Here is a 24,680-nt window from a genome sequence, read left to right on the forward strand (position 1 = left end):
CATGCCCTCCCACCCACCTTCCACGACCGAATCGCCTTCCTCCGCCGACCCGTCGCCGCCGGCCGAGACACCGACGGAACTGTACTTCGGTTACAGCGCCGATGTCCCCGACCTGACGACCGTGGACGTGAAGACGGTCGCCCCGGCGACGCTCGCGGGCGAACCGGCGGTCCTCACCGTCATCGGCGAGTCCCACTACGTCGGCCTGCCGGCGTTCGACTTCCACGAACTGTGTTCGTGCAAGCCGCTACCGCACGAGCGGACGCACCGGACGCCGCTGTCCGCCGGCGCGGAACGCGAGTTCAGCTTCGAGAGCGACCGACTCGACGCCCGAACGGTCGTGGAGGGTCGGCCGCTCGACGCCTTCCCCGGCCCGGACGACGCGACGGTCGCCTACCGGTTCGACCCGGAGGCGTGGACCACCATCCGCATCGCAGACGGCGGTTACGAGACGTACCACACCTACCCGGAGTACGACCTCGCGCTGCACACGGAGACGACGATGAGACCCAAAACTCAGCGATGACGTCCGAACGAGCAACTCAGCGATGACGCCCAACACCCACCGATGACCCGAAACGCTTCCACCTACGACGGCGACGTGACGCTCAACGGCTCCGAACGACCCCCGGTCGAACTCCGCGACCCCGCGGACGTGTTCGTCGGCGGCGCGAGCGTCGCCGGCGACCTCGCGGTGCAGAACGCCGAGTACGTTTTCACCCACGCGCCGGTGACCGACGACGCGGCCGTCGGCGATGGAACGGGCGGCGACGCGGCCGTCGAGACCGAAATCCGCGGCAGTCTCGAAGACGGCTACGTCCAGTCGGTCGCCGGCGACGTGCTTCTCGGCGACGCCGAAGACGTGTTCATCGCCGCGGACGCCGCCGACGGAGCGGTTTCGGCACCCGGCGCGGAGAACGTCTACGCGGGCGAGGCAACGCCCGCGGCCGCTCCCGACGGCTACGACGTGTCCACCTTCGGCTGGAAGCAGTCGGGGAGCGCGACCGACCCGGACACGGGCGTCTACGCGGTCGGCATGGCCCACGATATCGACCTCACCAAAGTCACCTCCGACGTGGAGCTCTACCTCGTCGGCCACGGCCACGAGGTGCGGGTCGAGGGCCGAGGCGCGGCGGTTTCGATTCACTTCGTCGGCTACGACAACACCGTCAGCGTCGGCCCGTACCTCGCGTCGAGCGTCGAGACCGACACCGGCTTCGACAACGCGGTCGATTCCGACCCGTACCCCGCCGAGGACCTCGTCGAGATGTCCAGAAGCGAGGCCTACTCGAACGCCGGATTCGGCCGTCGGAAGGTGACGTTCCAAGAGCCGGCCGACGGCGACGAGTGGTGTCCGAACTGCGGCAAGCCCGCGGAGGCCATCATCGAGCGCCACCAGATGGAGGCGTTCTTCCTCTTCGGGTGGCCGCTTTGGACCTTCGAGCAGAGCACCAACCCCGCCCGCGAGTGCGAACACTGCTCGCCCAACGCGATTCACGCCGAACTCTCGGCGTCCGAGCGCCGCGAGATATTCGACTGACGCCGGCGGCGGTCCGAAGATATATATCAACACGCCGGACAATGTTGCACATACGACCGTCAGCGCGGTCGAGCGTCGCCCCGACGCCCGAGCGCGCTCGCCGCACCCGGTTCGGCCGCCGGACTCGCGGCATCCGCCACGCCCGCCGTCCTCAGCGCGTCCACCGCAGCCATCCGCCCCTCCCCAGCCATCCGCCCCTTCCCAGCCATGTCGAGAAATGAGTCCACGCCGGCGCTGATGTCCTCTTCGTCGTGTCGGTACACGTTCGACCCGTCGGTGCAGACCGACGCACACCTCCAGACGACGTGGGAGTGTCCGCACGAAGCCCACCCCGAAAGCGAGTTCTGCGTGTTCCACATGAGCCGCGACGAGCGCGCATCGCTCGACGTGACTGGCGACGACATCGTCGACGAACTCCGGGCGAACCTCCAGTCGCCCGACACCCGCGTCAACGAGTACGTCGGCGCGGACCTCCCGCATCTCTCGCTCACCTATCAGGACATCAACGGCGCGACGAACCACGTCCTCAACTTCCAGCACGCCGATATCGAGGGGTTGGACCTCACGCACGGCCGCCTCGACCAAGGGTTGATTCTCCGCGAGGCGACGGTCGACCGCCTCAAACTCGACGAGGCGGTCGTCACCGGCGACGTGGACGCCCGGGAAGTCACCGTGACCGGCGCGGTGACGGCCGACGAGGCGACGTTCGAACAGGACGTTCGCTTCTCGGGGGCGACCTTCCGCGGCGAGGTCCGGTGCGACGAGACGGTGTTTCAGGGCGACACGAGCTTCGTGGACGCCACGTTCCACGGCACGGCGCGCTTCCGCAACGTCGAGACCAGCGGGAGCAGTCACGTTCTGGAGGACCACATCACCTTCGCGGACGCGACGTTCCGCGACGACGCGAGCTTCAGACAGGCTATCTTCGACTACGTGACGTTCGAGGGCGCGCGGTTCACCGCCGGCTCGGACTTCGAACACGTCGAGTTCGAGGGCGACGCGCGGTTCGACGGCGTCCGCTTCGACGAGATGGCCGACTTCGACGAGGCGCGGTTCGACGACGACGCGAGCTTCGCAAACGCCCGATTCATGCAGTTGGCCGAGTTCCGCGGCGTCGAGTTCAACGGCGGCAGCCGGACGACCCACGACGACGTGACGTTCGAGGGCGCGACGTTCGAGGGCGAAGCCGACTACAAACTCGCTCGATTCCGCTATTCGGACTTCAAAGACGCCGTGTTTAAGGGCGCGGTCAGCTTCGACCGCGCGACGTTCACCGCCCGCACCGACTGCTATCGCCTCCGCGTCGACGGCGCGTTCGACCTCTCTTTGGCGTCGTTCGGCGGGCAAGCGAACTTCGACGACAGCGAGTTCCACGACGCCGTCGTCGCCGAGGAGGCCACGTTCGGCTCCGATGCCTCGTTCGAGGCGGTCGAGTTCCAATCGAACGCCCGGTTCGGTGAGGCCCGATTCGAAGAGGACGTGAGATTCAACGCCGCCACGTTCCACGGCCTCGCGTCCTTCCGCGGGGCGTTCTTCCAGGGCGAACTGCAACATCTCGAAGCCAACGCCTCGTTCAACGAGGCGACCTTCGAGGCCGGCGCGGAGTTCGAGGCCGCGAACTTCACGAGCGCGTCGTTCTGGGAGACGACGTTCCACGACCGGGCGGACTTCCGGCAGTCGGACTTCGAGACGGCGCGCTTCCGCGTGCTCGTCGGCGACCGCGACACCTACCTCGACTTCACCGACGCGACGCTCGACGGCGGCACGATTTCGCAGGGCTCCGGCGAGCCGACGCCGTACGATCTCACCCGCGCGACCATCGGCGACCTGACGCTGGAGGGCGACGGCAACGAACACCAGCTTTTGGACCACTTCCGCTTTTGCCTCACCGAGTTCGACTGCTTCGACTTCAGCGACCACCACGGCTATCTCGAACGCAACGACTGGACCATCCACGACTTCGTCGGCAACGGCGCGACCGGCCAGTTCGCCGTCGAGCTAACGCCCGATATCATCGAAGAAACGTACCGCAAAGCGCAGGACAGCGCCAACGCGGTCGGCGACACCCCCGCGAGCCGCGAGTTCGAGTTCAAGCGTTACTACTACAACCGACAGAAGAACTTCGACATCATCCTCAACGAGTACTCGCTGAACACGTGGGCCCGCGGCAAGAAGGTCGCCAGCGTGGGGCTGAACACGCTCATGCAGGTTACCTGCGGCTACGGCAACCGACTCCCGCGAATCGCGGCGTTTACGTTCCTCCTCCCGGCGCTGTTCGGACTGTGTTACGCCCTCGGTGGGCCGTTCCTGACGCAGGCGGGGAGCGTCTTCGACCCCGCCGCCGTCGACAAAACGACGATGGAAGTGCTTTTCGACAACGTCTATTACAGCTACATCAGCTTCAGCACGGTCGGCTACGGCGATATCAACCCGCTCGGGCCGGCGGCGCGCGTGCTCGCGGCGAGTCAGGGGATGTTGAACGGGCTGTTTTTCACCCTGCTCACGTTCACGCTGTTCAAGCGTGTCCTCGGCGGGAGCTAATTGCGCCGGGCGTCGTTGTCGTCATCGGCGCTCGTACACGTCCGGTCGCGCGTGCTGGAGCGTCTGCATGTCGCGGCGAATCTCGTCCAGATGCGACAGGTCGATGGTCGCCGTGACGACTTCCTCGCGGTCTCGCGCCTTCGAAATCACGTTCCCCCACGGGTCGACGACGAGCGTGCGGCCGTAGGTCTCGACCCACGACGGCTTGTCGCCGATTTGGCCGGGCGCGATGACGTACGCCTGATTCTCGATGGCGCGGGCGCGAAGGAGCGGTTCCCAGTGGTCTTTTCCGGTGTGCATCGTGAACGCCGACGGGACGAGCAGGACGTTCGCGCCCGACTGCGCCATCGTCCGGTAGAGCCCCGGGAACCGGAGGTCGTAACAGATAGAGAGGCCGAACGACGCGAGGTCGGTATCGACCGTCACCGGCCTATCGCCGGGGGCGACGTAGTCGGATTCGCGGTGTTCGACGCTGCCGTCGAGTTCGATGTCGAACAGGTGGACCTTCCGGTAGGTGTCGAGCACCTCGCCGCTCGGGCCGATGAGCGCCGACGTGTTGTAGACGCGGTCGCTGTCCGGAATCCGCTCGAAGAAACTGCCCGTGTGGACGAAGACGCCGTGCTCGCGGGCCTTCTCCGAGAACCGTTGTATCGTCGGGCCATCCAGCGCCTCCGCGACCTCTGCGAACCGCTCTTCCGGGCCGATGAAGGTCGTCATCTCCGGGAACGCCACGAAGTCAGCGCCGTCGGCCGCGGCCTCGTCAAGGAGGCCGAGCGCCCGCTCCACGTTCGCCGCCTTGTCGTCTCGCGAGTCTAGCTGGCACGCGGCCGCCACGAATCGGGACATCTCGTCGGAACGCTACGCGGACCGACGGTATGGTAGTCACGGTTACTTGCTCGGGTCGAACTCCAGATAGACGAGTCGCTCGTCTCCGACCGTCCAGCCGTGGTGCTCCGGCGGGATGGTCGCGGTACAGCCGGCGGTAATCTCCGTCCGTGTCCCGTCGTCCAGTTCGAGACCGAGCGTTCCCGAAACGACGTAGATGTCGTGTGCGTTCTGACAGTAGTCGGGTTCCGCGCTCCCGCGGTTGCCGTCGGTTCCCCACACCGGTTCTAGCGTCGCTCGCGTGACCGTCACGCCGTGCAGTTCGACGGACTCCGTACGGCCGGCTTCGAGCACCGTCGGCTTCGTGTCGGAAAGCTTCGTGACGACCAGTTCGTCAACTTCTGTACTGTCTGCCATAGAACACGTTCTGCGGGCATCGTAGTAGCTCTTGCGTCGGAACCGAAACCCCCCGATTACAATATATCAAAATACTTTATGAATTCTATTCATCTACTACTTATGATACTTATTGCTCCGAGGGTACTGTCGTCATCGCCGGCCCCACAGTCTGCGAACAGTACCACGAACGGCCTAGACGCCGAGTACAGTTCGAACCCCGCGGTCAAACCCCGCCAAATATATGACTTCTTAGCCGTCTTACATACGTACGTATGGTCTCGATTCCCCGCTTCAGTGCCCTCTCTCCGGAATGGAACGCCGCGCTCGTCGGGGCGATAGCCTCGCTCCCCATCAGTGCCGTGGTGAACTGGTTCCCGAACTCGGAGGCGACCGTCGGTGCTGGGATGATGATATTCGGGTCGGTCATCGCGGGAGCCGTCGCCGCGGTCCGCTCGGTGGATTCGGACGCCGCCGGACTCTGCGCCGGTTTTCTTGGCGGCGTTCTAGAACTGGGCATATTCGCGGTGACGACGGGAACGACGGTGGCGTGGCCGCTGTCCAGAGTCGCGTTCTTCGTATTCGCCGGCGGAGTCGTCCTCTGTCTCGCCTCCATGTTCGGTCTGGGGTGCGGTCGAATCGGCGGATGGCTGATGCGGACTGTCGGCTCACGGTGGAACCCCACCGCGAGCACGCCGTAGCCTCTTGTTGATGTTCTATGTTGAATTACCAATATCCAAATATATATCCAAATATGGTATGTGTGGCCACCCGCTGCTAGATTCGAGGTCGAACACCCTCCCAGTTCTCCCAGTGACGAAAGAGCGAATTCGTTCAGCAGCAGTTGTGGTCGTCGTTCTTCAGTGGGGAACAGTCTCCGCGCCGACGCGCGCCGCTCCGCTCACTCCTCGACGTGCTCGAGCGGGTCGGTCTTCCCCCACCGCGCCGACGCGCCCTCGGTCGGTGTCGCCCACTCGACGGCGTTGTCGATGACGCGTTTGACTTCGTCTTGGTGGAAGATGGGGTACTCCTCGTGGCCCGGTCGGAAGGCGAAGATTCGCCCGCGGCCGCGGCGGTAGCAGACGCCCGAGCGGAACACGTCGCCGCCTTCGAACCACGAGATGAAGACGGTTCTATCGGGTTCAGGGATGTCGTAGGGCTCGCCGTACGTCTCCGTCGCCGGGATGACGAACTGCTCGTCGAGGCCGTCGGCGATGGGGTGGCCGGGGTCCGCGACCCACACCCGCTCGCGCTCGCCGCCGTGGCGGTATTTGATGTTGCAGGTCGTCCCCATCAGTCGCGTGAACGGCTTCGAGTTCTTCCCCGAGTGCAGCGGGATGAAGCCCATCCCCTCGTGAACGCGGTCGACGACGCGCTCCGCGACGGCGTCTGTCACCTCGTCGTTGGCGCAGTGGGACCACCAGACTAACACGTCCGTCGCGTCCAGCGTCGCCTCGTCTAAGCCGTGTTCGGGTTCCTGTAACGTCGCCGTTCGTACCTCGCGGTCCGGCCCCTCCAAGTGCGCCGCGATGGTTCCGTGGATTCCCGTCGGATACCGCTCCGCAACGGCCGGTTCCTCCCGTTCGTGGACGTTCTCGTTCCAGACGGTGACTCGTGTGGGCATGCGCCATAGTGTTCGCCCCCGGTGATAAATTCTCTCACCACTCGTGACTGCGTTCCTCGTTCACGCGCAACATCCGTTCCCTCAAAGGGAACAATATGTTCTATCGAAGAAGAACGGCTATCAGCGACGAATCAGCCACTTCTGCGTTCGGAGCCGACGCACCACGAGATGCTGCCCCGATTTCCCGACTCACTTTCGTTACAGACATACGGGTGTAATCTATGTCTAATAGCTCCTCCCACGGCCCTCACTCCGGACTCGTAGAATATACTTCGATTAATAATTCCCAACACGGGAACACCGTTCCTCTCGGTGTCTCCGTCGTAGGACGACTTGGTAGCTAATCATCGGTTTCGGGACTTCTCAGTCGCTCTCTCGAATACTAAGATGCCACGCGACGAAACTGCCGTTCCCGTGACGGGAACGAATCGACGATTTTCGAGTCCTCGTACGCACCTCCCGAACCCGGCGCGGTCGGCGTGTCGCTTACGGCTCCGTCTCCGACCACGGGTGGTCGTAACTCGGGTCGTCGACGAAGCGGTCGAGGCCGGCGCGAATCGACATCCGGCTTCCGGCGGGGAGTCGGGCTCGGAGCGCATCCGCGCTGTTGTCCTCCCCGTCGCTCGCGCTCCCGGAGTCGTCCGCGCCGTCGTCGACACCGCGCTCCGCGCCGTCGGTCTCGACCGCGGTGAACCGGTGTTCGCCGTACGCGCCGGCTTGGACGACGACTTCCTCCCGCCTCGCGCCGGTGTTGACGAGCGTCAGTTCGAGTCCGTCGCTCGTCACCGACTCGACGAGCGCGGCGACGCCGGACGGGAGTCCCGGCCGCTCCCTGCGGGCGTCGAAGTGGCGCACCTGCGCCATCACGAGGCCGCCGTAGTAGACGGGCTGTGGCGCGCCCATCGTGAGTTGGAGGAGCGCCTTGTGGAACGCCGGGTTCCGGTCCCTGAGGTAGTCCTCGTCCACGGTCGTCGGTTCGTTCCCCTCGGCGTCGAACAGCCGCAGTCGTTCGTCGACGTGCTCGCGCGTCGCGTCGAGGATTCGGTCCGGGTAGTCCGGGAACTCCCCGTCCAGGTAGGCGAGCCACGCGTACTCGTGGCCGTCGCCGTGTTTCGTCTTCGCCCGCGGGTCGACGCGTCGCCAGTCCTGCGTCCCCCAGTCGCGGAGCCGACGAATCCGGTCTCGGTCCTCGTCGCGCATGGACATATACCAGAGGTGGACCGCGTAGGGGTCGTCCGTGTGCGGCTGGAACTCGTACCAGCCGTCCCGCCACAGTACCTCCCCGTCGTCCTCCGTGAGGACGCCCGACGCGTCGTAGTGGTAGTCGCCCTCGCCGCCGTACTTGTGCGGGATGTAGAGCGTGCTGTGTACGTCGTCTTCGGCCACCTCGATGCCGTTCTCCACGAGAACGTCGAGTTGCGACCGTGGGAAGTCGAGATACTCCCGGTCGCCTTCGAGCAGGACCGCGTTCTCGGCGGCGACCGTCGGCCCGATGCCGACGTAGTGCCACCCGCCCCACGACCAACCGTAGTAGCCGCCGTACCACGAGCCGTCGGTGTACTCACCGATTTCGCCGGAGCGCCCGACGTTGTCGGGGATGATGCCGCCGTTCTCGGCCGTCCGCTCCCGCCACGCGCCGAGGTAGTCGGTCACCCACTCGCGGTAGCGTTCCTCTCCGGTGTGGAGGTAGGCGTTCGTCATCAGGCTCGTGATGTTGAGGTTCAGCGGGATGTCGCCCTTCGCGCAGCGCTCGTTCAACACCTCGAACAGGCGCTCTTCGTTCGCCGGGTCGAGGAGGTCCGCGGCCTCGTCGAACTCCAAGTCTCGCCACGGGAGGCCGTGTCTGGCCCAGCGGTAGTCCGCGCCGTAGGGGTGGTGTTCGTAGGCGGAGAAGTCGCAGAACTCCGGGCCCATGCTCCCGTTCATCGGCCCGCGAACCACCCGCTCGTCGGCGTCGTAGTTTCCCGTCTCCGAGTTGGCGGTGTAGAGCTCCGCGAACTTCTTCGCCCGGTCGACGACCGCCTCGTCGTCGGGCGCGGCGAGGCCCATGTTGTACGTGTAGAGATTGCCCTCCCCGAGGTGGAACCAGTCGCGGCACTGTTCGAACCCGTCGACGACCATCGGATGGCCGAACGGCGTCTCGGTCGCCGCGCCGCGTTCGAGCGCGGCTTCGTACACGCGGCGGGCGTGGTCGAGCAGGCTTTCCTCGCCGCCCATCGCGTACAACAGCGGCCAGTTGGAGAACCCTTCGACCACGTCGTCGAAGCCGTCGACGCCCACGTGGTCGGCCGGCGGCCAGAACGGCTCCCTGTCGGGTCCGGTGTAGTCGTCGACGAAGCGGTCGACCGCGTCGGCCATCAGGTCGAACAGCACTCTTTGTTTGTGCGCCCACGTCGGCGGCTGAGTCGGCTCGGCGGTCGCTTCGAACTCGCGCATGCCAACATACCCCGCGTCTCGGGTGATGAATATTTGGGTCGCGCGAGATACTGGTAGCTGTCCGGTCCGGCCCGCGGTGCGCAGGCCGGCCGTCTCGTCGCTGAACCGTCGGTTCAGTCGTCACTCCCCGCGACGACACCACGACGCGACTCGACCTCGTCCGTGGCCGTCGCTCTCGCCGCTGTCGGTCGTCGGCGTCTTCTGTCGTCCCCACTCAGTCGATGAGACGTTCGATGTCGTCGTCGAGTTGGTCGTACAGTTCCTCGGCGCGGCGCTCGTCGTCGGCCGACAGCGACCGAATCGGCTCGCGGACTTCCCCGCCGCGCAGGCCGGCCAGTTCGAGCCCCTTCTTCACCGCTGGGACGCTAATAGCGCCGTTGAGGCTGTTGTTCTGCCCGGTCTGGTCGCGGAAGTTCTGGTAGGGCAGACAGATGTTCCGAAGCTCGCGGGCGCGCCCCCAGTTCTCCTCGGTGAGCGCCTCGAACAGCGCGAGGCCGACTTCCGGACGGAAGTTGCTCACGCCGGCGGAGAACCCCTCGATGCCCTCGTTCCAAAACGAGACGGCGAAGGGCTCCGCGAGGCCGTCCACCCAGACCACGTCGTCGCCGGTGGTGCTGGCGGCCGCGCCGAGTTTTACGGCGTCTTCGATGGCGTACTTGATGCCGACCACGCCGTCGAGTCCCGCGAGGTCACGGAGGTAGCCGATAGAGGGGTCGAACCCCTTGACGTACGGCACCAGCGGGGCCGTCGAGGCCTCGGCGAGCTTCTCGTAGTAGCGAAGCAGGCCGCGCTCGTGGACGTAGGTGTGGTCCGGCGGCATTATCATCATCCCGTCGACGCCGATGCGGTCGTAGGCGTCGATGAGTTCGCGCGCGCTCGCCGTGCTCCCGCCGACGCCGGCGAGGACGCACACGTCTGACGGGAGCGCGTCGACCGCCGTTTCCGTCACACCAACGCGTTCCTGCTGGGTCAGCGAGTGGTACTCGCTGATGTTCGCCGACGCGAGGAACGTGCGGATTCCCTCGTCGTAGAGCGTCGTCGCGTTCGCTGCCAGTTCGTCGTGTTCGATGTCGAGGTCGTCGTCGAACGGGGTGAGGAGCCCGGCGGCGACGCCGCGCAGGTGCTCGCGCACACCGCTCTCTGCGAGTGGCATACCCGAACCACCGGGCACTCGCGGATAAAATCTTCGGACAGGGGGGTCGCGCGCGGCGTCGAGCGCCTGATGACCGTCACAACAGTTATCTGCCCTATCTCTGTAATCGCATCCATGCCGCGTCAGACAGACCCGTCTCCAATCGCCGTCGGCGTCGTCGGCCTCGGTAGCCTCGGTCGTCGGCTCTGCCAACAGTTCGTCGAACTCCCCCGGTCGGACCTCGTCGCCATCTCCGACGTGGACTCCGACGGCCTCACCGAGGTCGGTGACTCCTTCGACGTTCCCGAGGCGCACCGCTACCGGTCGTTCGAGGCGTTCCTCGACTCGGCCCCGATGGACGCCGTCGCCGTCGCGACGCCCAACGGCCTCCACTACGAACAGACCTCGGCCGTGTTGGACCGCGGCCTGCACGTCCTCTGCGAGAAGCCGCTCGCGACCGACGCCGAGGAGGCCTACGAACTCACGACCCGCGCCGAGGCGAGCGACCAAACCGTGATGGTCGGCTACCAGCGACACTTCAATCCGGCCTACAAGCGCGCCCGCGACGAGTGGGCCGACGGCGACCGCGTCCCGCGGTTTATCACCGGCGAGGTGACCCACGACTGGCAGTCCTACTACGAACAGGAAGACGACTGGCGGATGAGCCCCGAGTTGAGCGGCGGCGGCCACCTCCTGAACGTCGGCACGCACGTCATCGACGCCATCCTCTGGACGACCGGCCTCACGCCCACGCACGTCAACGCCTACGTCGATTTCCACGACGACGAGCAGGTGTTCGACCGCCAGTCCTCCATCATCATCGAGTTCGCGGAGGGCGCGGTGGCGAACGTCTCGGACACGGGCGTCGTCGCGCGGACCCGCGAGCACGTCCACATCTGGGACGACGAGGGCGCGATATACCTCGAAGGCCACGAGTGGGACGACCGCACCGGATACGTCATCGACGACGAGGGGACCGAACACCACCCCTACGACGGCTACGAGCGGTGGCTGAGCAAGGGCACCGCGTTCCTCGACGCCATCGAGACCGGCGAGACGCCGCCTGCGACCGCCCGCGACGGCCTCAAGGCGGTGCTCATCACCATGGCGGCCTACGAGTCGGGCCGGCGCAACGAGCGCGTCGCCCTCGACGACCTCTACCCGTTCGCCGCCGACCTCTTCCAGTAGCGCGCTCGTTTCTCCCGCTTCTCTCGGCCGTCTCCTTCCCGTGTCTCCTGTTCCGAAGCGGAGTTTTATCGTGATGGCCGAGTCTGTTGAGATATGCGAATCGCGACTATCAGCGGCTACGCTCTCTCGTCACCCATCGAACCGCCGCAGGACCGCCCCTTCCACGGCGGCACCCGTCGCCTGCTCAAACGCGACGTGGTGCTCGTCGTCGTCGAATCGGTCGACGGCATCCGCGGCATCGCCACCGCGGGCGCGAGCAGTTCCGCGATGCGGGAGTACTTCGAGGGCGACTCGCAGGGGACCTTCGCGGACGTGGTAAACGGCGCGGTCGCCGACGCGCTCGAAGGCGAGTCAATCGAGGAAGTCGAAGACGCGCACGCGATGCTCCGCGACACCGACCTCCCCGACCGGCTCCGCCATCAGGCCATCTCGGCGCTCGACGTGGCGCTGTACGACATCCGCGGGAAGGAGGTCGGCGCGCCCATCTACGAACTCCTCGCCGACGACTACGGCACCGACCCGACGACGGAGATGCCCCTGTACGCCAGCGCCGGGATGTACATGGAACCCGAGGGCTACGCCGAACAGGCGGCGTCCATCCGCGACCTCGGCTTCTTCGGCTACAAGTACCGACCGGGAATCGGCCCCGACGGGGACCGCCGGACCATCGAACTGCTCTCCGATGTCGCGGGCGAGATGGAAGTGATGCTCGACGTGCACACGTGGTGGAAGATTCGCGACGGCTACGACCGCGAGACGGTCGAGGACCTCGTCACCTTCGCCGCCGAGCGGGACTGCTACTGGGTCGAAGAGCCGGTCTCGCCGGACGACCACGCGGGCTACGTCGACCTCGCGGCGACGGGCGCGCCGCTGGCCGGCGGCGAGAGCGAACCGACGCCAGACGGACTCGTCGCGCTCGGTGAGACGGGTGCGGTGGACTTCCTCCAGGGCGACGTTCGACACCACTGCGGTTACACTGGCTGTCGCCCTGCAGTCGAGTTCTGCGTCGGCCGCGACGTGGAGTTCGTCCCGCACAACTTCGGGACGTGGGTCGGCCTGCTCGCCAACGCGCACCTCGTCGCGGCCGCGCCCGAGGTGTCGCTCCTCGAATACCCGGTGTTCGAGGACGACCCGCTCCTCGACGCCGAGACCGACCCCGGGATGTACCCCTTCGACCTCGCGTTCGACATCATCGAGGGCCAACCCGCCATCGAGGACGGCGTCCTCTCGCTGTCCGACGAACCGGGACTGGGCGTCGAGGCGAACCTCGACGCGCTCGACGACTACCCCTTCGAGGAGGGGCCGTGGACCGAGTTCCACTACGACGACTGAGTCGGCGGTTCGGAACGCCTCGCCCTCTTCGTTCCGTCCGTCTCGCCGCGTTCGCCGTCTGCACAAGCTATAATGCGTCTCTCCGTGGTACACTTTTCATGCACGTAACCGACATCGAAGTCATCCCGATATCGCACCGCCTGCCCGACGGGCAGGGTCTCGGCGACGCGCGCGGGTTCGGCCACGACAGGGCGACGACGCTCATCCGCGTCGACACCGACACCGGCGACGTCGGCTGGGGCGAGGCGTTCGCGCCGGGGAGCGTCGTCGCGCCCGTCGTCGACGAGTTCTTCCGCGACGACGTGGTCGGCATGGACCCCTTCGACGTGCGGCGGCTCGCCGAGGAGTCGTACACGGACCCGTACCACTTCGGCGGGAGCGTCTTCGTCCAGAGCGCCCTCAGCGGCATCGACGTGGCGCTGTGGGACCTCGTCGGCAAGGCGACCGGGAAACCCGTCCACCGACTCCTCGGCGGGACGCCCCGCGAGACGCTCACGGCCTACGCCTCGACGATGTACTTCACCGAGGAAGACCGCGACATCGCCGACCCGATTCGCGACGCCGTCGACGAGGGCTTCTCGGCGGCCAAGATAAAAATCGGCAACGGCACGGACTCCGACGTGGAGCGGGTGCGGACCGCCCGCCAACTCCTCGGCGACGACGCGCGACTGATGGTCGACATCAACGGGAACTACCGGCCCCGACAGGCGATTCGCACCGCGAAGGCCATCGAGGAGTTCGACATCACGTGGATGGAAGAGCCGGTCCCGCCGGAGAACCTTTCGGGCTACCGAGAGGTCAAACGCGGCGTCGACGTACCCCTCGCGGCCGGCGAGGCGCACTACGGCCGCTTCGAGTTCAAGCGCCTCGTGGACGACCGGACGGTCGACGTGGTCCAGCCGAACCTCGGTCGGTGCGGCGGGCTCTCGGAGGCGAGCCGCATCGCCGACCTCGCCAGCACCGAGAACGTGGCGGTCCGGCCCCACATCTGGAACAGCGCTGTCGGCCTCGCCGCGGCGGTCCAGTTCGCGGCGTCGGTCTCGGACTACCCGCACACGCGGCACGTCCCGGACCCGATGATGGTCGAGTTCGACCGGAGCGAGAACCCGCTCCGCGACGAGCTTCTGACAACCCCGTTCGACCCGACCGGCGGCGAGGTGGACGTACCGCAGAAACCGGGGCTGGGCGTCGAAATCGACGAGGACGCGGTCGAGCGGTACCGAGCCGACAGCTGAGCGCGGGTCGCACGTTCGTCTCCCTCGCTCGTCCCCCTCGGTCACCGCGCCGCCGAATCGACGCCTCCACCCCGTCTCGCGGGATAGTTTTATGCGTCAAAGCACCGTGGCACCGGTATGCAGTCATCGTTAGTGGTAGTCGACAGTACGGACTCCAACGAGCGCCTCCTCGTCGAGGCGGGGCAAATCGCGGCCGGCACCGACACGCCGCTCGTGCTCCTCACGCGAATCACCGAGGACGAAATCGTCGAGAACGCCGAGACGTTGCAGGCGATGAGCGACGCCGCCAACACGCCGCTGGAGTCGAACTCCGCGCGGGAGGTCGCCACCCGATTCGCGTCGCAGGCGGCGGACGAGGCGTTCGAGTCGGTGGACGGAACCGTCGAGTACGACGCCGTCACCGTCGTGGCCGAGGAGGGCGAGTTCGCGGACGAGGTGATTCGCGTCGCTGCCGAGCGCGGCTGTGACCACGTCTATGTCGCCGGCCGACAGCGCTCGCCGACCGGGAAGGCGCTGTTCGGGGACACCGCACAGCGCGTCGTCCTCAACTTCGACGGACCGGTCACCATCCTGACCGAGTGACGGAGCATCCGGACCCCCCGAAACGACAGCTATTTGCGACCCTGTCTCGTCATATGTTATCACATGTATCAGCTGTCGGAGCAAGCGGAGCCTGTACCGTCGGGTTCGTCCCGAACCATCGACATCGGCTACATCGGCGGCGGGAGTCAGGGGTGGGCCCACACGCTCATCAACGACCTCGCGCAGTGTCCTGACCTCGCGGGGAGCGTCACGCTGTACGACGTGAACTACGAGATGGCGTCGAAGAACGCCCTCCTCGGCAACCGCGTGATGGACCGCGAGGAGGCGGTCGGCGACTGGTCGTTCGAGGCGACCCGGAGCATGGACAAGGCGCTCGACGGGGCCGACTTCGTCATCTGTTCGATTCAGGACCCGCCGGGCGAGACGTTCGTCCACGACATCGACGTGCCACAGGAGTACGGCATCTATCAGACGGTCGCCGACACCGTCGGTCCCGGCGGGGCGATTCGGGCGCTGCGCGCGATTCCGCAGTACCGCGACATCGCCGCGACGGTCCGCGAGCGCTGCCCGGACGCGTGGGTCATCAACTACACCAACCCGATGACGGTCTGCACGCGGGCGCTCTACGAGGAGTTCCCCGACATCAACGCCATCGGGCTCTGCCACGAGGTGTTCAAGACGCAGGAGCTGTTTGCCGACATGGCGGAGCGCTACATCGACGAGGCCGAGGACGTCGCCCGCGACGAGATTCGAGTGAACGTCAAGGGCGTCAACCACTTCACCTGGGTAGACGAGGCGCGGTGGCGCGACCGCGACGTGTTCCAGTACCTCGACGAGGAACTCGACCGCCGGAAGCCGCTTTTCGACCGCGAACCGGGCGACCTCGACGGCGAGTCCTACTGGGTGAACAACGAGGCGGTCGCCTTCGACCTCTACGACCGCTTCGGCGTCCTCGGCGCGGCCGGCGACCGTCACCTCGTGGAGTTCGTTCCGTGGTATCTGAGCATCGACGACCCCGAGGAAATCCAGCGGTACGGTATCCGGCTCACGCCGAGTTCGGCCCGCGTCTCCGACGACGAGGGCCCCGACGAGATGGAGCGCTACCTCGAAGGCGACGCGGCGTTCGAGTTCCGCGAGTCCGGTGAGGAGGCGGTCGACATCATGCGGGCGCTCGCCGGCGAGGGGACGTTCGTCACGCATCTCAACTACCCCAACGAGGGGCAGGTCGACGGCCTCCCCGAGGGCGCGGTCGTGGAGACGAACGCGCTCCTCTCCGGCGACGACGTGACGCCTCTCTGTGCGGGCGGCCTGCCCGACGAGGTCGAGAGCATGGTCCAAACCCACGTCACGAATCAGGAGACGCTCGTCCGCGCGGGCTTCGAGGGCGACCTCGACCTCGCGTTTCAGGCGTTCCTCAACGAACCGCTCGTCACCGTCTCGCGCGACGAGGCACAGGAGTTGTTCGCGAAACTCGTCGAACTGGAACGGGAGTACTTCACCGCCTACGACTTCGACGCGTCGGTCCTGCGGGCGTAAGTCGGCGTTTCGACCTCCCGCGAACACGTCACTTCCCGCTTTCGGGGGCAGCTATTTATCCCGCCGTTCAGTCGGTACACGCGATGTCGAGCACACCGAGCCGCGGCTTGAGCTTCGGCTGTCAAGTCGTCAGCTACGGAAACGTCGAGGAAACCATCGAGCGAGCGGTCAGAGCCGAGACGGCCGGGTTCGACACCGTCACCGTCCCGGACCACCTGTTTCACCCGACCGGCTCCGAGGAGTATCTGGTGGACCCGCCGTGGGAGGCGTTCTCCGTCCTCGGGGCGATAGCCCAGCGTACCGAGGAGGTGACGCTCATGCCCGGCGTCGCGGACTCGGTGCGCCGCCACCCGACCGAACTCGCGCACGTCACGGCCACGCTGGACCGGATGACCGACGGCCGCGCCGGTCTCGGCATCGGGGCCGGCGAGGCGTTCAACTTCGCGCCGATTGCGGACATCGACTGGGACGACCCGTACACCCGGTTCAGAGAGTGCGTCGCCGTCATCGACGGCCTGTGGAACTCGACGGCCGACGAGCCGTTTTCCTTCGCGGGCGACTACTTCGACCTCGACGACGCGCATCTGGGGCTGAAGCCCGCGCAGGAGCCGCGGCCGCCGCTCTGGATAGGCGGCTATGGCGAGAGTATGCGCGGCCTGACGGGCGCGGTCGCGGACGGTTGGTTCCCGTGGATTTACTCGCCCGACGAGTACGCGGCCGACCTGCGGAAGGTCCTCGACGTGGCCGCGGACCGCGGCCGCAACCCCGATGCCATCGACCGCGCCGTCATGGTCCCGACGACGGTCTCCGACGACGGCGACGAGGCCCGCGCGGCCGGTATCGAGCGCAACCGCGTGAACCTCGCGCTCCGGCCGCCGCTCCTCGCCGACATGGGCTACGAGGACATCGCGGCGTCGACGCCGGTTATGTGGCAGATGGCGTTCGACGAGGAACAGGAACGCCAGCTATCGGCGGCGGCCGAGCGCATCCCCGACGAGGCCGTCGACGAGGTCTGCGTCGCCGGCGACCCCGAGCGCGCCATCGAGCGCATCGAGGCGTTCCGCGAGGCGGGCGTCGACAACCTCGTTCTCATCCCCGTCGGTGACTACGAGACGACGATGCGCCACTACGAAGACGAGATTATCCCGTACTTCAGCGAGCGATAGCGGGCGGAGCGGCATCCGAGAACGCTGTTTTCCGGCGGTGGGACTCGGTGAGGTCGGTCACTCCCCCGCGCCGTCGCCGGCACCAGCCTCCTGTCGGTCGGTCTCGTCGTCCGCTCTGCTCGCGTCGATTCGCGGTTCCACGCCGAACCGGTAGTAGACGGTCCAGACGGCCGCGACGACGGCGACGATGGCGAACAGCATCGGCGACCACTGCATGCCGAACTGCTGGGCCAGCCACATCCCCGAGAGCAGGACGCCGAGGACGAACACGAACACGGTCAGGTCGGCGGCTCGAAGGTTCATGCCCCGACGTTCGGAATCGACCGGGATAAACGTTCACACGGTGACGCCGGCGACGCCGCGGCCGACCCGCTCAGTCGCGGACCAGCCAGCCGACGACGTTGCGGAGCAGTCGGCGGTAGTCCTCGTTCTCGAAGGCCTCGGCGGTGTGGCCGAGCGACGCGTAACCGACTCGGCCCGAACCGTACTCGCGGACCCACGCGACCGGGTAGTCGGTGAGGTCGGGGTGGGCCATGCGCGCGAGCACGGTCACGTCGTCGTCCACGTCGACCTGATACGGCTCGTCGAACACCTCGAAGCCGCCGACGCCGTCTGTCACGGCGTGGTCGGAGACGATTTCGACGCCGAACGTCGAGCGCTCGGGGTGGGTGAGGAAGTGACCGCCGAGGAGGTCGCGGAACTCGGGAAACGGCTCGTCGCGCGTGTCGAGGCCGCCGTCGCCGTCGTGGACGTTGATGAGGTCGGCTGCGCAGTGGAGACCGAGGTACGCCCCGCCGTCGCGGACGAACCCGAGGAGGCCGTCCAACTGCTCGTCTGTCAGGGTCGCGTCGGTCAGATAGTCCACGACGAGGTCGTAGTCCCCGAGGGCGGCGAGGGCGTCCTTGTCGGTCGTCGCGGTCACCGCGGCGGCGTCGCCGATGGCGGACTCGATGTGCGGTCGCATCTCCTCGAAGTCGTGGAACGAGAAGGTCGTCTCTCCGATGACTAGCGCTGACGGCTGTCGCATAGGCTGCCGTTCGCGACCCGCGCGAAAAGCCGTTTCGGTGACGGTGCCGCCCACCACGGCTTGCGCGGGATACCCGCCCGCCTCGCCAACTGGCGACGACCGCTCACTCGAACTCGATGCGCCCGAAGAACTCCGGCGAGTGGTACGTCGGCTTCGGCAGGTCGATGCGGTTCCACGTCCCCTTCTGCGCGTCGGGGAGGCCGCTCCGGTAGAAGTTCCCGCGCCAGACTGTCCCCGAGTCGAGTTCGAGCGGGAGGCCGGTCAGCGGCCGGAGCGTCGAAAGCGGGAGCCGCGCCGCGAGCCACCAGGAGTCGTCGTCCGGGGACGCGGTCTTCGTCGGGCCGGGAACTGATGTCTCGACCTCGACGGCCGCCGCGTCGGTCGGTGCGACGAGGTCGCGGCCGATGCCGCGCTCGCGCCAGTTCGGCTCCTGCCACGCGAGTTTGAACGCGCCGCAGCAGTTCGCCTCGAAGTTGAAGTACCGCCCCGGCGAGCCGTCGTCTGGCGGTTCTGGCGTGGCGAACAGTTCGACCGAACTGTCCTCGAACGTCGGCCCGTTCAGCTCCGTCACGTCGGCGGTTATCTCGCCGTCCTCGACGTGGAACTGGAGGTAGAGCGCCGCCGGGTCGAACAGCGCCCTGACCGTCGTCTCCGGGCCGGGTTCGTCGCCCCACGCGTACTCGTCCAGCCGGGCGACGCTCGCCCGCTCCCACACCGTCCCGTCGACCGCGCCGGTCAGCGGGACCGCTCTGGTCGCGTCGATGCGGCTGACTTCGTAGGTTCGCATACGACTCACTCACTCGACCCGCCCGCAAGAGCGTTCCGCCCGCGCCCGACGAAACCACTTTGTCGGGCGCTACCGAATCGCGTGGTATGAGACGAGAGTTCACCGGCTACCGCCGGGAGAGCGGCCGCATCGGGGTCAGAAACCACGTCGCCGTCCTTCCGACCTCGGTCGCGTCGTCCTGCGTCGCACGCGGCGTCGCGGCCGAAGCGGGGGCGTGGGCGCGCGCGACGCCGCACCAGATGGGAGCGAGCCAACCGGACGCGGCGCGGAAACAGACCGAGCGGGTGCTGGTCGGCGTCGGACGCAACCCGAACGTCGGCGCGGCGCTCGTCGTCGAGTTCGGAACCGAGGACATCGACGCCGACGACATCGCGGACCGAATCGCCCGAGGCGGAACGCCGGTCGAGACGCTGTCGGTCCGCGAGGTCGGCGGGACGGCCGCGGCCCTTCAGCGCGGACGTACCGCCCTCGACTCGTTGAACGAGGCGGCCGCGGACGCCCGCCGCGAGTCGGCCGACGCGAGCGAACTCGTCGTCGGCGTCGAGTGCGGCGGCAGCGACGCCACCTCGGGCATCGCCGCTAACCCCGCCGTCGGCGACGCCTGCGACCGCCTCGTCGCGGCCGGCGGGACGGCCTCGTTCAGCGAGACGCCGGAGTTCATCGGCGCGGAGCACGTCCTCGCGGAGCGGTGCGCCGACGAGGAGACCCGCCGCAGACTGCTCGACCGCGTCGAGCGCCGCGAGGCGACCGCCGACCTGATGGGCGTCGACCTCCGGGGCGCACAGCCCTCGCCCGGCAATCAGGAGGGCGGCCTCACGACCATCGAGGAAAAGAGCCTCGGAGCCATCTCGAAGGGCGGGACGACCCCCGTGCGCGGCATCGTCGACTACGCAGAGTGCCTGCCGGTCGGCGGCGGCCTCGTCCTGATGGACACGCCGGGCTACGACGTGGAGAGCGTCGTCGGCAAGGTCGCCGGCGGGGCGCAGGTTATCGTCTTCACGACCGGGCGCGGGAGCACCACCGGAAACCCCGTCGCGCCCGTGGTGAAGGTCACGGGCAACCCCCGGACGTGGGAGCGAATGCGGGCGAATATGGACGTGAACGCCGGGGCGGTGGTCGAGGGCGACGCGACGATTGCCGAGGCGGGCGAGCGCGTCTTCGACGAGGTGCTCGCCGTCGCCGACGGGAAGCGAACCGGGGCCGAGACGCGCCGGATGGAGGAGTTCGCCATCACCGAGGTCCACCCGCGCGAACTCGCGGAGGTGCGGGGCGCGTGAAGGGCCGCGTCCTCGACGGGGCCGCCCTCGTGCTGGCCGACGGCGACAGCGTGGCGACGGCGCTCGGAGACCTCGACGCCGGGCGCGAGGTCCGCGACGGAGACCGGACGGTGACGCTCGCGGACGACGTTCCGTTCGGCCACAAGTTCGCCCTCGAACCGCTGTCGGCGGGCGAGACGGTCCGCAAGTACGGCGAGGTCATCGGGCGGGCCACGGAGGCGGTCGCGGCCGGAGAATGGGTCCACACGCACAACTGCGAGAGCACCCGCGGCCGCGGCGACGTGGCGGCGACGGAGGCGGAGCGATGACCGAGAACCGCCTCACTGACCGACCCGACCGACCCGACCGAATCGGCCGCGACTCGTTCGCGGGCTACCGTCGCCCCGACGGCCGCCTCGGAATTCGAAACTGGGTGCTTGTCCTCCCGTCGGTCATCTGCTCGCACGTCGTCGCCGAGGAGATTGCCGCCCGCTCGCCGGGTGCGGTGGCCGCGCCCCACGACCACGGCTGCGGGCAGCTGGGCGCGGACGCCGAACAGACCGAGCGGACGCTCGTCGGCCTCGCCGGGAACCCGAACGTCGCGGGTACGGTCGTCGTCGGCCTCGGCTGCGAGACGGTCCGGAGCGACATCGTCGCCGCCGCGGTCGAGGAACGCGGGCTTCCGGTCCGCGAACTCACGATACAGGACGCCGGCGGGACCGACGCCTGCGTCGACCGCGGCGCGGCCGCCGTCGCCGACCTCCGCGAGTCGGCGGCCACGCAGGAGCCAGCGGAGGCAGACGACTCGACGGCGGCGGCCGACGACTCGGCGGCGACCCTCGGTGACCTCACGGTCGGCGTCGTCGTCGACGACCTCGCGGACTCGACCAGACGGCACGCCCACCCGCTCGTCGCCGCGTTCGTCGAGCGAGTCGCGGCGGCCGGCGGGCGGGTCGTCGTCGCCGGCAACGAACGGTTCGCCGCGCACCCCGAGGAGACGCGGGCGCTCGTCGGCGACGCGGCCGCCGACCGACTGCTCGACGCGGCGGGCAGGCCTGCGAGGGCGACGCGCGTCGGCACGGCGGCGGCGACCCGCGGCTTCGACGCGGCGACGGGGTTCCTCGGTGACGCGCCGGTCACGGGTGTCGTGGCGTACGGCGAGCGAGTCGGAGCCGGGGACGACCGAGGCGACGTGGACGCCGCGAACGGCACGAACGGCACGAACGCCGACGGCGGGGTGACGATTCTCGACGCGCCCTCCCGGGTCGAGGAGGCCGCCACCGGCCTCGCCGCCGCGGGCGCGCATCTGGTCCTCCACGTCACGGGACAGGGGACGCCGGCCGGCCATCCCGTCGTCCCGGTGGTGAAACTCTCGGGCGACGCGGACACCCTCGCGGCGGTTCCCGACGACATCGACCTCGATGCCCGCGAGACCGACGCCGCCGACCTCGAATCGTACCTTCTCGCCGTCGCGGACGGCGACCGAGCCTGCGCCGAGCGACACGGACTCACGGAGTTCGCCATCGCCCGCGCCGGCCCGTCGACCTGACGCACCTCCGAGTCCGCTCGCCGGGTCGGACGCGCCGCCTTCCGCCTCGCCAATCTTTATTGGGTGGTAGTGTCACACCCGGTCGTAGTGGGAGTCAATCAGCAGGCTCGACCAGCGAGTCGAGGGCAGCGGAGCGCACTCGCGCTCATCGGCGTCTCGCGCGTCGCGTGCGGGTCGCTTTTCGGCACGGCGATGGCGCTCTACATCGGCGAACAGGGGTCGCCGTTCGCGGTGAGCCTCGCGTACGCGGCGTTCTCCTTCGGACTGTTCGTGTTCGCCCCTGTCTGGGGCGCAATCGCCGACATCACGGGTCGCCGGCGGGCGATACTCATCGGCACCGCGTTCCTCTCGACGCTCGCGGTCGCCCCGCTGACCGTGACCGCGTCGGTCCCGCTCCAAATCGCCTGTCGCGGGCTGTTCGCGGTGTTCACCGCCGGCTTCCAGTCGGTGATTCTGACCATCGTGAGCGAGTCGGGCGGCGAGTCCGGCCGCGGGCGCTCCATCGGCTTTTACAGCAGCGCCCGCTCCTCGGGAGCCATCAGCGGTCGGCTGTTCGTCGGCTATCTCGTCGGCGTGCTCGTCCCGACAGACCTCTATCTCGTCGTCGTCGGCCTCGGACTCGTGGCGACCCTCCTCACGCTCCGCATCAGCGACCCGACGCCGCCGTCGGAGGCGACGCTGACCGCGGGTCGACTCCTGCGGGAGGTCCGCGGCCGACTCCTCCCCGGCGGCGCGCGGCGAGAACTGTTCGAGCGGACCGGACTCGGCTGGCTGTACGTCGGTATCGTCCTCCGGAACATGACCGAGAAGGGGTTCATCTCGGTCGTGCCGGTGTTCCTCGTCGCCGACGTGGGCCTCCCGAACGTCGTGATGGGTGCCGTCCTCGCGGTCAGCCCCGCGGTCCGAGTGGTCTCGATGTACGGCTTCGGCCGCCTGAGCGACAGTATCGGGCGGAAGAAGCTCATCGTCGGCGGTCTCGCCGGCAGCGGCGTGCAGGCGCTCGTCGTGGTGCTCGCGCTCGTCCCCGACGGACAGTTGGCCCGCATCGGTATCAGCAGCACCGCCTTCTTCGTCCACGCGGTGACGTTCTCCATGCTCACCGTGGGCACCATCGCCTTCGTCGCCGACGTGGCCCCCGTCGACCGCGAGTCCGAACTGATGGGCCTTCGCTCGACCGCTCGCGGCCTCGGCGGCGTGCTCGGCCCGCTCGTCGTCGGCGTGCTCGCCACCCGGTTCGACTACGCTACGGCGTTCGTCTGCACCAGCGTCCTCGCGTTCGTCGCCGCCGGACTCGTCGGGCGGACGCTCACCGAGAGCTTCTCGCCCGAGTGAGGCCGCGCGACCGCGCGACCCCGACCCCCGCTCGTAAACGCTTATCACGCCGCCCGCTGACGTTCGAATCGATGACGCCCACAGTCACAGTCACAGCCACTCTCTCGTCCGACGGTGAGCGCCGATGACCGAGACGCCGGTTCGGGTCGGTATCGTCGGCTGTTCGAGCATGGGCCGGTCCCACGCCGAAGCGCTCGCCGCCGTCGGCGGCGCGGACCTCGTCGGCTGCGCCGACCACACCGCGGAGACCGCTCGCTCGTTCGGTGAGACATACGGCTGTCCGTCGTACACCAACCACGCCGCCCTGTTAGCCGACGCCGACCTCGACGCCGTCTGCGTCTGCACGCCCAACGGTGCCCACCGCGACATCGTCGTCGACGCCGCGGCAGACGGCATCGACGTGCTCTGCGAGAAGCCGCTGGAAATCACGCCCGGCCGCGTCGACGACATGGTCGCCGCCTGCCGCGACGCGGGCGTCACCCTCGCCTGTGTCCTCCAGCGGCGGCTGTTCCCCACGATGCAGTTCGCCCGCGAGGTGGTCGACGACGGTCGACTCGGACGGCTCGTGTTCGCCGACGTGCGGGTGAAGTGGCACCGCGACCGGTCGTACTACGACGACTCCTCGTGGCACGGGAGCGCGGACCTCGACGGGGGCGTCCTGTTCACGCAGGCGCTCCACGGCATCGACCTGCTCCAGTGGGTCGCGGGTGACGTGACACAGGTCGCCGGGACGGGCAACGCCCTGTACCACGACATCGACGCGCCCGACACGGCGGCGCTCTCACTCCGGTTCGAAGACGGCGCGCTCGGGCAGGTGTCGGCGACGACGGCGACGCGGCCCCAACAGGCCATCAGCCTCGAATTCAACGGGACGGAGGGGACGCTCCGCGTCACCGAGACTGGCGTCGAACTGTTCGAAGTGAACGGGGAGCAACAGCCCGTTGAACTCCCCGAACCCCGCCCCGACGGCCCGCACGTCGCCCAGATACGCGACTTCGTCGAGGCCGTCTCCGAGGGGCGACCGCCGATGGTGCCGCCGGACGAGGCGAGAAAGGGAGTGGACATCATCTTCGCCGCCGAGGCATCGGACAGTCGCGGCGAGTGGGTGTCGGTGTCGTCGGTCGGCGGCCTCGGCAACCTCGAAGACGCGGACGACTGAGCGCGCTTCCCTGACCGACGACCCCTTCGCGCCCGCGCCCGGCAACAGCTATTTGAGCCTCTCCCGCGTCGCCCCG

Annotated in this window: 23 protein-coding genes; 15 read left to right on the top strand and 8 right to left on the bottom strand. The window is 67.9% G+C overall.

The features are described 5' to 3' along the window. Position 1: 1 nt before the first annotated feature. From ACSR87_RS15950 to ACSR87_RS15960, 3 genes are all read left to right on the top strand, one after another. Positions 2 to 526, top strand: a complete 525-nt coding sequence (locus tag ACSR87_RS15950) for a DUF2617 family protein (protein ID WP_498531225.1) — start codon at positions 2 to 4, stop codon at positions 524 to 526. A gap of 42 nt (positions 527 to 568) precedes the next feature. After that, entirely contained in the window at positions 569 to 1,540 is a 972-nt protein-coding gene (locus ACSR87_RS15955) for a DUF8108 domain-containing protein (protein WP_498531226.1), read from the top strand. Between the two features lie 237 nt (positions 1,541 to 1,777). Next, positions 1,778 to 4,081, top strand: coding sequence for a pentapeptide repeat-containing protein (locus tag ACSR87_RS15960; RefSeq protein ID WP_498531227.1), 2,304 nt, complete (start codon positions 1,778 to 1,780; stop codon positions 4,079 to 4,081). Between the two features lie 21 nt (positions 4,082 to 4,102). On the opposite strand, the gene ACSR87_RS15965 is transcribed toward ACSR87_RS15960, so the two are convergent. Together ACSR87_RS15965 and ACSR87_RS15970 are read right to left on the bottom strand one after the other, a co-directional pair. Continuing rightward, complete coding sequence (locus tag ACSR87_RS15965; RefSeq protein ID WP_498531228.1) at positions 4,103 to 4,927, bottom strand: carbon-nitrogen hydrolase family protein; 825 nt, start codon at positions 4,925 to 4,927, stop codon at positions 4,103 to 4,105. A gap of 42 nt (positions 4,928 to 4,969) precedes the next feature. Continuing rightward, positions 4,970 to 5,323 carry a cupin domain-containing protein gene (locus ACSR87_RS15970; protein WP_498531229.1) on the bottom strand — a complete coding sequence of 118 codons (354 nt, stop codon included), beginning with the start codon at positions 5,321 to 5,323 and terminating at the stop codon, positions 4,970 to 4,972. Positions 5,324 to 5,577: 254 nt separating this feature from the next. On the opposite strand from ACSR87_RS15970, the gene ACSR87_RS15975 reads away from it, so the two are divergent. After that, positions 5,578 to 6,003, top strand: coding sequence for a DUF5518 domain-containing protein (locus ACSR87_RS15975; protein ID WP_498531230.1), 426 nt, complete (start codon positions 5,578 to 5,580; stop codon positions 6,001 to 6,003). Positions 6,004 to 6,203: 200 nt separating this feature from the next. Here ACSR87_RS15975 and ACSR87_RS15980 read toward each other — a convergent pair whose 3' ends face one another. The 3 genes from ACSR87_RS15980 to ACSR87_RS15990 form a co-directional block, all read right to left on the bottom strand. Next, positions 6,204 to 6,926, bottom strand: coding sequence for a ThuA domain-containing protein (locus ACSR87_RS15980; protein ID WP_004041191.1), 723 nt, complete (start codon positions 6,924 to 6,926; stop codon positions 6,204 to 6,206). Positions 6,927 to 7,412: 486 nt separating this feature from the next. Continuing rightward, positions 7,413 to 9,362 carry a DUF8034 domain-containing protein gene (locus ACSR87_RS15985; protein WP_498531231.1) on the bottom strand — a complete coding sequence of 650 codons (1,950 nt, stop codon included), beginning with the start codon at positions 9,360 to 9,362 and terminating at the stop codon, positions 7,413 to 7,415. Positions 9,363 to 9,576: 214 nt separating this feature from the next. Next, positions 9,577 to 10,515 carry a dihydrodipicolinate synthase family protein gene (locus ACSR87_RS15990; RefSeq protein WP_498531232.1) on the bottom strand — a complete coding sequence of 313 codons (939 nt, stop codon included), beginning with the start codon at positions 10,513 to 10,515 and terminating at the stop codon, positions 9,577 to 9,579. A 114-nt stretch (positions 10,516 to 10,629) separates the two neighbouring features. Between ACSR87_RS15990 and ACSR87_RS15995 the strand changes: the two genes are divergently transcribed. The 6 genes from ACSR87_RS15995 (at position 10,630) to ACSR87_RS16020 (ending at position 17,494) form a co-directional block, all read left to right on the top strand. Beyond that, on the top strand, positions 10,630 to 11,682 hold the full coding sequence (locus tag ACSR87_RS15995; protein WP_498531233.1) for a Gfo/Idh/MocA family protein: 1,053 nt from the start codon (positions 10,630 to 10,632) through the stop codon (positions 11,680 to 11,682). Between the two features lie 93 nt (positions 11,683 to 11,775). Continuing rightward, positions 11,776 to 13,014, top strand: a complete 1,239-nt coding sequence (locus ACSR87_RS16000; RefSeq protein WP_498531234.1) for a mandelate racemase/muconate lactonizing enzyme family protein — start codon at positions 11,776 to 11,778, stop codon at positions 13,012 to 13,014. Between the two features lie 98 nt (positions 13,015 to 13,112). Next, positions 13,113 to 14,249: a mandelate racemase/muconate lactonizing enzyme family protein gene (locus ACSR87_RS16005; protein ID WP_498531235.1), complete on the top strand. Its 1,137-nt coding sequence runs from the start codon at positions 13,113 to 13,115 to the stop codon at positions 14,247 to 14,249. A 132-nt stretch (positions 14,250 to 14,381) separates the two neighbouring features. Further along, positions 14,382 to 14,831 carry a universal stress protein gene (locus ACSR87_RS16010; RefSeq protein ID WP_498531393.1) on the top strand — a complete coding sequence of 150 codons (450 nt, stop codon included), beginning with the start codon at positions 14,382 to 14,384 and terminating at the stop codon, positions 14,829 to 14,831. Positions 14,832 to 14,894: 63 nt separating this feature from the next. After that, the gene (locus ACSR87_RS16015; RefSeq protein WP_498531236.1) at positions 14,895 to 16,328 is read left to right on the top strand and encodes a family 4 glycosyl hydrolase; all 1,434 of its coding nucleotides are present in this window, start codon (positions 14,895 to 14,897) and stop codon (positions 16,326 to 16,328) included. Between the two features lie 83 nt (positions 16,329 to 16,411). Next, the gene (locus tag ACSR87_RS16020; RefSeq protein WP_498531237.1) at positions 16,412 to 17,494 is read left to right on the top strand and encodes an LLM class flavin-dependent oxidoreductase; all 1,083 of its coding nucleotides are present in this window, start codon (positions 16,412 to 16,414) and stop codon (positions 17,492 to 17,494) included. 57 nt (positions 17,495 to 17,551) lie between these two features. On the opposite strand, the gene ACSR87_RS16025 is transcribed toward ACSR87_RS16020, so the two are convergent. From ACSR87_RS16025 to ACSR87_RS16035, 3 genes are all read right to left on the bottom strand, one after another. Then, positions 17,552 to 17,797 carry a DUF8074 family membrane protein gene (locus ACSR87_RS16025; RefSeq protein WP_498531238.1) on the bottom strand — a complete coding sequence of 82 codons (246 nt, stop codon included), beginning with the start codon at positions 17,795 to 17,797 and terminating at the stop codon, positions 17,552 to 17,554. Between the two features lie 70 nt (positions 17,798 to 17,867). Continuing rightward, entirely contained in the window at positions 17,868 to 18,521 is a 654-nt protein-coding gene (locus tag ACSR87_RS16030) for a ThuA domain-containing protein (protein ID WP_498531239.1), read from the bottom strand. A gap of 103 nt (positions 18,522 to 18,624) precedes the next feature. Beyond that, entirely contained in the window at positions 18,625 to 19,308 is a 684-nt protein-coding gene (locus ACSR87_RS16035; RefSeq protein ID WP_498531240.1) for a carbohydrate-binding family 9-like protein, read from the bottom strand. A gap of 86 nt (positions 19,309 to 19,394) precedes the next feature. On the opposite strand from ACSR87_RS16035, the gene ACSR87_RS16040 reads away from it, so the two are divergent. From ACSR87_RS16040 to ACSR87_RS16060, 5 genes are all read left to right on the top strand, one after another. Beyond that, on the top strand, positions 19,395 to 20,585 hold the full coding sequence (locus tag ACSR87_RS16040; RefSeq protein ID WP_498531241.1) for a UxaA family hydrolase: 1,191 nt from the start codon (positions 19,395 to 19,397) through the stop codon (positions 20,583 to 20,585). Continuing rightward, the gene (locus ACSR87_RS16045; protein ID WP_498531242.1) at positions 20,582 to 20,893 is read left to right on the top strand and encodes a UxaA family hydrolase; all 312 of its coding nucleotides are present in this window, start codon (positions 20,582 to 20,584) and stop codon (positions 20,891 to 20,893) included. The genes ACSR87_RS16040 and ACSR87_RS16045 overlap by 4 nt, the downstream gene beginning before the upstream one ends. Next, complete coding sequence (locus ACSR87_RS16050; protein WP_498531243.1) at positions 20,890 to 22,113, top strand: UxaA family hydrolase; 1,224 nt, start codon at positions 20,890 to 20,892, stop codon at positions 22,111 to 22,113. Before ACSR87_RS16045 ends, ACSR87_RS16050 begins: the two co-directional genes overlap by 4 nt. A gap of 147 nt (positions 22,114 to 22,260) precedes the next feature. Further along, on the top strand, positions 22,261 to 23,445 hold the full coding sequence (locus ACSR87_RS16055; protein WP_498531394.1) for an MFS transporter: 1,185 nt from the start codon (positions 22,261 to 22,263) through the stop codon (positions 23,443 to 23,445). Between the two features lie 124 nt (positions 23,446 to 23,569). Next, complete coding sequence (locus tag ACSR87_RS16060; RefSeq protein WP_498531244.1) at positions 23,570 to 24,604, top strand: Gfo/Idh/MocA family protein; 1,035 nt, start codon at positions 23,570 to 23,572, stop codon at positions 24,602 to 24,604. Positions 24,605 to 24,680: the final 76 nt, after the last annotated feature.

The sequence above is a fragment of the Haloferax sp. SDI50 genome (assembly GCF_059802635.1).

Coding starts and splice junctions, on each gene's coding strand:
- ACSR87_RS15960 (WP_498531227.1), top strand. CDS start 1,778: ATGTCCTCTTCGTCGTGTCGGTACACGTTCGACCCGTCGGTGCAGACC.
- ACSR87_RS16040 (WP_498531241.1), top strand. CDS start 19,395: ATGAGACGAGAGTTCACCGGCTACCGCCGGGAGAGCGGCCGCATCGGG.
- ACSR87_RS15980 (WP_004041191.1), bottom strand. CDS start 6,926: ATGCCCACACGAGTCACCGTCTGGAACGAGAACGTCCACGAACGGGAG.
- ACSR87_RS15995 (WP_498531233.1), top strand. CDS start 10,630: ATGCCGCGTCAGACAGACCCGTCTCCAATCGCCGTCGGCGTCGTCGGC.
- ACSR87_RS16020 (WP_498531237.1), top strand. CDS start 16,412: ATGTCGAGCACACCGAGCCGCGGCTTGAGCTTCGGCTGTCAAGTCGTC.
- ACSR87_RS16015 (WP_498531236.1), top strand. CDS start 14,895: ATGTATCAGCTGTCGGAGCAAGCGGAGCCTGTACCGTCGGGTTCGTCC.
- ACSR87_RS15965 (WP_498531228.1), bottom strand. CDS start 4,927: ATGTCCCGATTCGTGGCGGCCGCGTGCCAGCTAGACTCGCGAGACGAC.
- ACSR87_RS16050 (WP_498531243.1), top strand. CDS start 20,890: ATGACCGAGAACCGCCTCACTGACCGACCCGACCGACCCGACCGAATC.
- ACSR87_RS15975 (WP_498531230.1), top strand. CDS start 5,578: ATGGTCTCGATTCCCCGCTTCAGTGCCCTCTCTCCGGAATGGAACGCC.
- ACSR87_RS15985 (WP_498531231.1), bottom strand. CDS start 9,362: ATGCGCGAGTTCGAAGCGACCGCCGAGCCGACTCAGCCGCCGACGTGG.
- ACSR87_RS15955 (WP_498531226.1), top strand. CDS start 569: ATGACCCGAAACGCTTCCACCTACGACGGCGACGTGACGCTCAACGGC.
- ACSR87_RS16030 (WP_498531239.1), bottom strand. CDS start 18,521: ATGCGACAGCCGTCAGCGCTAGTCATCGGAGAGACGACCTTCTCGTTC.
- ACSR87_RS16025 (WP_498531238.1), bottom strand. CDS start 17,797: ATGAACCTTCGAGCCGCCGACCTGACCGTGTTCGTGTTCGTCCTCGGC.
- ACSR87_RS15950 (WP_498531225.1), top strand. CDS start 2: ATGCCCTCCCACCCACCTTCCACGACCGAATCGCCTTCCTCCGCCGAC.
- ACSR87_RS16035 (WP_498531240.1), bottom strand. CDS start 19,308: ATGCGAACCTACGAAGTCAGCCGCATCGACGCGACCAGAGCGGTCCCG.
- ACSR87_RS16060 (WP_498531244.1), top strand. CDS start 23,570: ATGACCGAGACGCCGGTTCGGGTCGGTATCGTCGGCTGTTCGAGCATG.
- ACSR87_RS16005 (WP_498531235.1), top strand. CDS start 13,113: ATGCACGTAACCGACATCGAAGTCATCCCGATATCGCACCGCCTGCCC.
- ACSR87_RS16000 (WP_498531234.1), top strand. CDS start 11,776: ATGCGAATCGCGACTATCAGCGGCTACGCTCTCTCGTCACCCATCGAA.
- ACSR87_RS15990 (WP_498531232.1), bottom strand. CDS start 10,515: ATGCCACTCGCAGAGAGCGGTGTGCGCGAGCACCTGCGCGGCGTCGCC.
- ACSR87_RS15970 (WP_498531229.1), bottom strand. CDS start 5,323: ATGGCAGACAGTACAGAAGTTGACGAACTGGTCGTCACGAAGCTTTCC.